Origin of the sequence: Thioalkalivibrio denitrificans (assembly GCF_002000365.1) — a bacterium.
Taxonomy (GTDB): Bacteria; Pseudomonadota; Gammaproteobacteria; order Ectothiorhodospirales; family Ectothiorhodospiraceae; genus Thioalkalivibrio_A; species Thioalkalivibrio_A denitrificans.
Map to the genome: position 1 here is coordinate 36,918 of NZ_MVBK01000081.1, position 8,733 is coordinate 45,650.

7 protein-coding genes are annotated in these 8,733 nt (G+C 65.9%); all 7 read left to right on the plus strand.

The window, feature by feature from the left end:
- Positions 1-311: 311 nt before the first annotated feature.
- The 7 genes from B1C78_RS13005 to B1C78_RS13040 all read left to right on the plus strand — a co-directional run bounded on the left by B1C78_RS13005 (position 312) and on the right by B1C78_RS13040 (position 8,623).
- The gene (locus tag B1C78_RS13005) at positions 312-542 is read left to right on the plus strand and encodes a hypothetical protein (protein WP_139349931.1); all 231 of its coding nucleotides are present in this window, start codon (positions 312-314) and stop codon (positions 540-542) included.
- Complete coding sequence (locus B1C78_RS13010; protein WP_077279600.1) at positions 539-1,261, plus strand: hypothetical protein; 723 nt, start codon at positions 539-541, stop codon at positions 1,259-1,261. Before B1C78_RS13005 ends, B1C78_RS13010 begins: the two co-directional genes overlap by 4 nt.
- A gap of 200 nt (positions 1,262-1,461) precedes the next feature.
- The gene (locus B1C78_RS13015; protein ID WP_139349932.1) at positions 1,462-2,589 is read left to right on the plus strand and encodes a helix-turn-helix transcriptional regulator; all 1,128 of its coding nucleotides are present in this window, start codon (positions 1,462-1,464) and stop codon (positions 2,587-2,589) included.
- Positions 2,586-3,449: an alpha/beta fold hydrolase gene (locus tag B1C78_RS13020; RefSeq protein ID WP_077279602.1), complete on the plus strand. Its 864-nt coding sequence runs from the start codon at positions 2,586-2,588 to the stop codon at positions 3,447-3,449. Before B1C78_RS13015 ends, B1C78_RS13020 begins: the two co-directional genes overlap by 4 nt.
- Positions 3,450-3,831: 382 nt before the next feature.
- Positions 3,832-5,811 (plus strand): PDZ domain-containing protein, encoded by a 1,980-nt coding sequence (locus tag B1C78_RS17965; protein WP_077279603.1) that lies wholly within the window; start codon positions 3,832-3,834, stop codon positions 5,809-5,811.
- A gap of 4 nt (positions 5,812-5,815) precedes the next feature.
- A complete protein-coding gene (locus B1C78_RS17455; protein WP_175628309.1) occupies positions 5,816-7,747 on the plus strand; it encodes an MORN repeat-containing protein in 1,932 nt (643 codons plus the stop codon).
- 177 nt (positions 7,748-7,924) lie between these two features.
- Positions 7,925-8,623 (plus strand): hypothetical protein, encoded by a 699-nt coding sequence (locus B1C78_RS13040; RefSeq protein ID WP_077279605.1) that lies wholly within the window; start codon positions 7,925-7,927, stop codon positions 8,621-8,623.
- Positions 8,624-8,733 lie beyond the last annotated feature (110 nt).

Genomic DNA, 8,733 nt, shown 5'->3' on the forward strand with positions numbered 1-8,733 from the left:
AAGAAAGGTGGGTGATGGATTGGTTTTTTTGTGGAGTCCCCGTCTTGACCGCGGACCGATTGCCGTTCGTTGGAATAATTGCTCCGTCGGTCGGAATACCTCCAACGGATGACGCACCAGCAACAGGCCGCTTAACCCGCATATCTCACCACCCTTCTACTGCGGCCGCCGATCTGCTCGCTGTGACGGGGCGTCTGCTGCAGCGCATCCTTATGACTGCGAGCGTGGCATCCCCGTTTTCGCGATTGCTTGCTAATATCCATGAATCAGGATCTGCGCCCCGCAGGACGGAGTCGTAGGGGACGACGGCAGTGAGAGACTGGACCCCCCGTGATTACCAGGTGCTGGTGGTGACCGGCACGGGTTGCCTTTGCCTGGTGATCCTCGTGCTGGGGACCGTTCTCGGTGTGATCAACGGCGTCATCTCCGCGGAACTCCTCGGCCGGGTGGAGGGTGTCGGGGTGGGTGGCGGCCTCCTGGGCCTGGGCGTGATCATTTACCGCGTCATCAAGGCCTCCCTCGAGCGGGAACCGAAATCATGATGAAGCGTCTGCACGCAAGCCGCGGCCGCGCGCTGCCGGCACTGGTAATCGTCCAGCTGGTGGTGGCCGTCATTGCACTGGCGGTACTGGTGGTGGTGGCCCTGGAAATCCGGCCGCTGCTGGAGGAGAAGGAGCAGCTGGAGGCTTCCATCGGGGATTACCAGAGCCAGATCGCGCGCTACCGGGAGGACATCGAACGGCTCGACGTGCAACTGCAGGAAACCCGGCGCGAGCTGGAGGAGACCCGGGAGCGCCTGGAGCAGACGGCGGACATGAGCCGCTTCACCCACCCCCTGGACCCCGTGGATCTGAAAGACCTGTTCAGCCGGTATCCCCATGCGTCGCGGGGTCTGGAGCTGATCATGCACCTGCGCGAACGCAACGTGGGTTGGCGCCTGGGCGGGCAGAACCCGGACGTGGGCTTCGACTCCCCCAGCTTCGCAGCGTTCGTGCTCGAGGAACTGGGTCTGCTGGAGGGCGGTTTCGAGCCGGGCGAATCCCTGCTCGCCACGAGCCGCCGTTTGTTCGAGCGTCTGCCGCCGACAGGGTCCCCGGAGGTGGGCGATCTGGTCTTCTACCCGGCGGGTTACGTCCTGTTCTTCTACCGTGACCAGGACGGCCAGCCATTTGTCATCGGCATGACTCCCATGGGCATCGCGGCCCTGGATCCCGACTTTGCAGTACCCGTGGGTTTCCGCCGCTCCGGACTGTCCCGCTGACAGAACCCTTTCACTCATTGCGGATTAACGGCCCCGACCAACGGACAGGCGGGCCCGTTCTAGATTGATGGATTCTCCAAAACCCGAATAATGGGTCTCAGGCTTAGAATTAGAATGAATCAAAAAACATTCGTGGGCAGGAATCCTGATCCAGGGAGCGGTGCAGTACGCCACCTGCCGTCAAAGGGGAGCCATCGACAGTGCCTGAGACCGGACAAACGCCGGCGGACATGCTTGCCCCGCTCTACGAGGCCGCCGCCGATCCCGAGCGCTGGCCGCGCTTCCTGTCGTCTCTCGCGGGTTCATTCAATACCGCCACTGCAACGCTGCGGGTGATCGGCAGCCGCGATCCCGTAGTGCATTGGTCGTGCATCACCGGGTTCGACGACACCGTCGACCACGATTACAGGCGCCACCTGATCGCCCGTGACCCGTTCAGGGCTTACCTGAATGCCCAGCCTGCCGGGCGGCTGCATTGCAGCCACGAGGTTATTGAGGACCGGCGCTATGAGCGCTCGGAGCATTACCAGCACGTGTTCCGGCCCAACAACAATTTCTACGCCATGGGCGGGCACGTGGAGCGCAACCGGCGCTGGGCCCTGCAGATCGGCGTGCATCGCCCGCGTTCGGCGGGGCCGTTCCAGGAACGGGAACGGCGGCGCCTGGAGTTCTTCTCGCCGCACCTGCGCCGGGCCGTGCGCATCATGCGCAGGCTGGACACGTTTGAATCGGCCCTGCGGCAGGCGCGCTCCGCGCTGGACCGGTTGCCGTTCGGTGTGTGGTTGCTGGGGCGCGATCTGCGCTGCAGATGGATGAACGCGGCGGCCGAGGACGCGGTTCGCACAGGCCTGTACAGTCTCGACATGCAGGTGAACCGCCTCACGACCACGGACACCTCCACGGCGGCCGCCCTGCGCGCTGCGGCAGGTGCGCTGGACTCGGGCGGTCGGGTGGAGATCGTGCCGCTCGGGGTTTGCGGCGCTTCGTTGGTGCTGATGGACGAGCATGCGCCCGGCGAGGCCCGCAGCCTGGATGATGACGAGGGTCTGCTCGTCTTCCTGATGGATCCGGAACGCGCCCTGGTCCCCGACGCAGAGGCGCTGCGCAGGCTCTATGGTCTGACGCCGGCGGAGGTGCGTTTGCTGTCCGGGTTCGTCCAGGGCCTGGATCTGGGTGAGGCAAGCGCGCGCCTCGGCATCTCGCCGCACACGGCCCGCGTACAGCTCAAGTCGGTCATGCGCAAGACCGGTACCAGCCGCCAGCCTGAACTCATGCGCACGCTCCTGCTGGGGGCGGGTTGCCTGATGCCGGACGAACGCGGCCGGTGAGGGAAGGGATCCTTGCGCTCAGGAATGGCCGCACGCTGACCTTCACGGTCAATGGCACGGACGACGGCCACCCAGTCGTCTATCTGCACGGCATTCCCGGATCACGGCGTGAACCGATGCTCCCGGCTGATGCGGATCTGCGCCTCCGGGTGATCGCACTCGATCGGCCCGGGTACGGCGGCTCCTCGCCCTGTACCGCGTATGGCTTCCACCAACATGCCAACGATCTGGCTGCGCTCACCGATCATCTGAATATTGACCGCTTCTCGCTGTTCGGCTTCTCGGGTGGCGGCGTCTTCGCCCTGGCCTGTGCCGCCGCGCTGGGCAGTCGTGTGGAGCATGTGGTGGTGGCCGGAACGCCGGCCATCGGGCTGAAGAATGACCTGTTGAACGCTGCCGGTGATCTGACGAAGGGCGTGTGGCGGATGGCGCTCGAGGCCCCCGCTGCGCTTCCCGAGGCACTCGCACCTCTGGCCGTGGATACGGACACCCTGGTGCGGACCATGCTGGATGGCCTGTCGACGGTTGACCGCGACCTGCTCCGTACCGACGGCATCCGTGAGCATTACGCGGCCAACATGGCGTGTGCCGTGCAACAGGGTGCCGAACGCTCCGCGGCCGCGATGGCGCGGGACGTGCGGCTGACGGTTCAACCCTGGGGCTTTGATCCGGCGGTGCTCACGCAGTCGGTGCATGTGTTCCACGGGGCGGATGACCCGCTGGTGCATGTGAGCCACGCCCGCGTGCTGGCCTCGGCGATTGCCGATGCCCGTCTGGAGGTCCGTGCCGGCTGCGGGCACTACGCTGCCATCTCTGGTGCGCCAGGGGCGAAACTCTGGCGTCGGGTGCTGCCTGTATAGGGGCTCTATTCGAAAGGTGCGTATCTCTCGCGAAGGCGCTAAGCATGCAAAAGATATTCGAAAGAGCCGCTACCGTAGGTTGGGGTGAGCGGTGCGAACCCCAACTTGGGTGGCCGAGACGACGTCGGCTGTTGGGGGTCGCGTTGCTCACCCCAACCTACGGCAACGGCTTTCACGAATTCCTTGGTGTGCTTAGCGCCTTCGCGAAAGACACATGCATTCCTGAACATGGACCCCACAGCCAGAGGCCTCGCCACAATGCCCGGCTCTAACCCATCTGGGGTATGCACCCACTCAGACGGCCGTCTAGGGTAAACGGGAACCGGCCCGTGTGCCGCCTTCAGTTTTTCGACAAAGCAAGAAAAGAAAGAGGGGAGAAGACATGAAGTCCGCGATCCGTCCGATCATTGTACTGGCCACGGTGGCGCTGCTTGCCGGTTGTCTGGCGACGTTGCCGGGCGCACCGTCCGGTTCGGCCGCCCGGCCCACCGCGCAGAGCGAACCCTTCGCAGACGGGGTCTATCCCACCCAGGCCAGCAACCCCCAGCGTCTGGAATATGACAACGGCGCGGTTTACGTGGGTGACGTGCGCAATGGACGCCCGGCGGGATACGGGGTGATGACCTGGCCTGACGGTGGACGCTACGAGGGGACATATCACAACGGCGTGCGCTGGGGGCGCGGGCGCCTGGATCGTGCCGACGGCGGCTGGTATCAGGGCGGGTACCGCGACAACCGGCGGCATGGTCAGGGGGAGGCCCATAACGCCGACGGCACCGTGGACCAGGGGCGTTTCCACGAGGGGAACTTCGTGACGGGCACCCGGCGCCTCGTCGACGGCACCACCATCACCGGGCCGTTTGAGGATGGCAAACCCAGCGGAAACGTCACGGTGCAGGACACCGAGGGCGTGGTCTATGTTGGCCGCTACCTGGAGGACGGTGCGCGCGAAGGTCTCTACGTACGTGTGCTTGGCGCTGAAGATGACTACTACGAGGTGTGGCGCGGCAACCAGCCGGTGTTCACCACCCTGGGCCCCAACCGGCTCGCGGCAACGGAGCCGTTGGACTGCCGCGTGGAGTCCGTGGGTGACGAGGTCCGTTTTCAGCTGATTCAGGGCGGGTGTGCGGAGGGTCTTGCCCAGGGCGAGGGCGTAGCCCTGGGCGAGGATCGGCGCGTGCTCCTGGACGGGCGCTTCGAGGCGGGCCGGCTGGTGGAGGGCGCGCGCATGGTGTTGCCGCGCCCGCACGACGGCCTGCTTGGCGTCTGGTTCAAGGCACGTACCGAAGAGGATGGTACCGTTCCCGTGCGTGTCGGCGGCCAGATCCGGGCCCGCAAGGTGGACGGGCTAGAGATCTCGGGATTTATGGAAAACAGTGGAGCCGAGGCGGCGGGCATGCAGGTGGGCGACATCATTGTTGCCGTGAACGGTGTGACCCATGGCAGTGACTCCGATGTCTTTCTTGAGGAGGTCAGGGACCGGCGCGCGGGTGACGTGATCCGGGTGGATTTCCTGCGTCCCGGGCCACATGAACCCCAGAGCGTGGATGTCAGGTTGAATCCGCCCGGTGTGCACCAGCGGATCACCATGGCCCTGGGCCGTGTGCCTGATCCTTCGCAAGTGCAGACCATGGAACAGCGCGCCCCGATCCGGGTGACGGCCGCGCAGGCCGAACACGAACTCCCGGCTGATCTGGCCGTGGGCATGTGGGAAGGCGACGCACTGCACGGCGACGCGCAGGTGTACCAGGCCGCGATGCGAATCTATGACGGCGGAACCCATTACGGCGCCCTGCATGGCCAGGGCGTGTGCCTGGTGGAAGGTTCGCCCCAGCGCTGTGAGCACCACCGGGGTGCCCGGGTCGATACCGCCTACCTGCTGGCCCGGCTCAATGCCGACCTGGCCCGGGCCGATGCCGAGTATCGGGAACGCATGGAACGGATCGAGGCGCGCATTGAATCCGAGCGCCAGCATCACCGCCGCATGTACGAGGGCACCATCGCATCCATTGATCGGGAAATCCGCAACCGGCAGAACCACAACGTGGCTCAGGGCCTGATCCGGGGCATTGCGCCTTCGATGCAGGGCAACCGGGCGGAGACCCAGCGCATCACCGCGGAAACCCGCAGGGTGGTCGACCGCCTGGAGCGGGAGAAGGAGCAGCGCACGGCGGACTTCATGCGGGAGCAGGAGCAGATGGAGCGCGAATGGCAGCGCGAAAGGGAGCACGAAATGTACGAAGCGGAGCAACGGCATCGGGACGACGTGAGCCACATCATCGCCCGTCATCAGGGCTACTGCGAAGGCCTGCCCGGGCGCTGGTTCAATGGCAACCATGAATGCGTCTATCACCGGGAGTGACACCATGGTGCGACATAGCCTGATTCTCGCGGCCGGTTTCCTGCTTGCGGCCTGCGTCACCACCGGCGATCCCGCCCCCGCATCCCAGTCTCAGCCCCGGTGCGTGAGCGGCGACTGCGTGGGTGGCGTCGGAGAACGCCACGCGCCGGACGGTGCCCGCTATACGGGGGCCTTCCACGAAGGCCGGCCGCACGGCCAGGGCACCCTGACCGGTCATGACGGAACCGTCATCCAGGGACAGTGGCTCAATGGCGAAGCCCACGGTCCCGGCCGGCTGGTGAGCGATGAGCTGGTCTACGAGGGCGGTTTCTCGGGCGGTCGATTTCACGGCGAGGGCAGGCTGGTGCGGGCCGACGGCACCGTGGAGTCCGGCCGCTTTGCCGACGGGGCGCTGCGGGAAGGCCGGGTGGAGTTCTCGGCCGGCGAGGTGCTGGAGGGCACGTTCACCGAGGGCGCCGAGGCGGTCTTTGCAGATGGCAATCTGACCGCGCAGGACGCCACCTACAGCGGGCGTTTCCGACTCAAGGCGCAGGAGACCCCATGGGGGCGCGTCATCGACAGCGATACACAGCCGGTGGGCGAGCACCAGGTGGTCCATGCGGACGGAGCGCGAGAGGAGGTGCGCTTTGTGAACGGCGTACTGCACGGGCGCGCCTGGCGCGTGGAGGCCGACGGCGTCACGGATTCGGTGGCCCACTGGGAGGAAGGTGTGCTCGTGTTCGACGCCCCGGGTCCGAAGGCGATCGCCGCACGACGGGACGACGCGTCGTGCGTGCTCGACGGTACCCGTCAGTGGGTGTATTTCGGTGACGCATGTCGTAACGGCCTTGCCCACGGGGAGGGCCTTGCCGCGCGCGACGACGGTTCCGCCCTGGTCGAAGGCAGGTTCGAGGATGGGCGTTTCGTCGAAGGCGTCATGCACCGGCGCGACGGCAGCCGGCTGGCCGGGCAGTGGCGGGCGTTTGTACTGCACGGCCAGGGTTCCACTTACGAGGACGGCGATCTGGTCTACCGGGGGGAATTCCGCCAGGGGCAGCGTCACGGCGAAGGTTTCTGCGCGGACCGAGCGAATCTGGTGCCCTGCGAGTTCTACGAGGGCCAGCGCATGGACCAGGCCTACGTGATGGACCAGGCCCGTGAGCAGGCACACAGGGAGGCTGTTGCCGCGCGCGATGCCGCGCGCAGTGCCCGTGCGGCGCTGGACGGGGCGTCGCGTACCATCGATTCCAGCTGGGACTCGCGCCACTGGCGGATGGAACGCGACGTCCAGCGCCGCCGCGACCAGGCGCGCACGGACGCCATCATGGCCCAGCGTCGCGAGGCGTGGGTGCAGCAAGAACAGCAGAGGCAGGAACGCTCACGCCAGCACATGGCGGCGCTGCAGGCTCACCAGGATGCCGCCGTCGAGGCAAGGCGACAGCAGGAGCGCGAGCGCCAGGCGCGCGAGCAGGAGGCCGCGCAGCGGGCACAGGCACAACGTGAACAGCTTCGTGCGCAGATCGCCGCGAATCATGAGCGGGCCGCGCAACAGGATCGCGTCCGGGCGCCGGAGCGTGTCGCGGCACAATCTCCCTCTTCGGGTCAAACCGCCAGTGGCTCATCGGCGGGCCCATCCGGCGATGGCGCCGCGTCCCGCGAAAGGCAGCGCGTGTATGAGCCCATGCCGCAGGTCGTGGTCGGCACCACCGACACCTGGTGGCCCGATCGTGACAGCGCGATCGCCTACGCGCGACTCTCGGCTGCAAACGAGATCAATAGTATCTGTCGGCGAAGGGGCGCCAGAACCGAGAGTCTGACATTCGCGCAAGTCGAACAGGGCATTGCGCCGGGAAGGTGGAACTACGACAACCCCAACTGCAAGGAGCAGACCGGGAGAGGCAGCACGCGCTGGAAATGCGAGGCGAAGGTTAGCAAGCAGTGTTATCGGATGCAGTGACGGTGGCAGGGGGTGCCGTCGGCCGGCGGACCTGGCAGCGCGGGGCCCTTCCGGCGGTCTGGGGGACCGGCGGCACGAGTGCGTAGGACAAGCGGCGGTCCGAGCCGTCTCCTGTGGTCCCGAATGGGGAAATAATAGTTCCGTTAGAGATAACAACACCGTCAGGGAGCACAGGGAATGAGAATCATCGCGATCATCGCAATGCTGGTGTTCGTGGCCGGAAGTGCCGTGGCCGCCGAGCGCAAACCCATCGAGGAAGTGGATGCCGATGCCCTCGCCAGCGACACCCAGGCAACACCGGCCGGTGCCGGCGACAAGCATGCGTCACTCACGTGGTGGATCCCCCACGAGTTCTGGCAGTCGGTGCTGGCACGGGATCCTTCCGTCAGTGCCGCTGACAAGAAGGCGATCCTCGATGCTCTGGAGCCGGTTTCGCTGCTCGCGGTGGTGCAGGCCGACATCTCCCCCCTGGGGGCGTTTCACTTTTACGGCAAGGACGAAGTGCAAAGCACGATGGTGGTGACGTTCGACGACGCCAATAGCCGTTCGCAGCGCCTTTCGCCCATGCAGTCCGTGGGCGCGGATCTTGCCGTACTGTTGGAGGTGTTGAAACCGCTGCTTGGTGCAGCCTTGGGCAACATGGGCGCCAACATGCATTTCTACGTGTTCGACGACCGCGCACCCGGCGCCGGTCGGCAGCTGGATCCCTATGAACCCGTTCGTCTCAGTATCCAGCTCCGCAAGCGCAACGGCGACCTGATGACCGCCCGCGTGGAGCTGCCCATCAACGCCCTGTTTGTGCCGCGGTTGTGTTCCGATGGCCGCGAGGCGCACGTGACCTGGAACTACTGTCCCTGGACGGGCGAGCGCCTCTAGCCCGCATATCTCACCGGTCGGACACCGGTTGCCGCACAGCAGGCTGAAACATAGGTGGAATACGTTGAAATGGTCGTCAACCTCAGCATGAGACTGTTCCCGCCGGAGTC

What these genes read in the sequence shown, in the direction of transcription:
- B1C78_RS13010 (WP_077279600.1), top strand. Translation starts at nt 539, where the DNA reads ATGATGAAGCGTCTGCACGCAAGCCGCGGCCGCGCGCTGCCGGCACTG.
- B1C78_RS17455 (WP_175628309.1), top strand. Translation starts at nt 5,816, where the DNA reads ATGGTGCGACATAGCCTGATTCTCGCGGCCGGTTTCCTGCTTGCGGCC.
- B1C78_RS13040 (WP_077279605.1), top strand. Translation starts at nt 7,925, where the DNA reads ATGAGAATCATCGCGATCATCGCAATGCTGGTGTTCGTGGCCGGAAGT.
- B1C78_RS17965 (WP_077279603.1), top strand. Translation starts at nt 3,832, where the DNA reads ATGAAGTCCGCGATCCGTCCGATCATTGTACTGGCCACGGTGGCGCTG.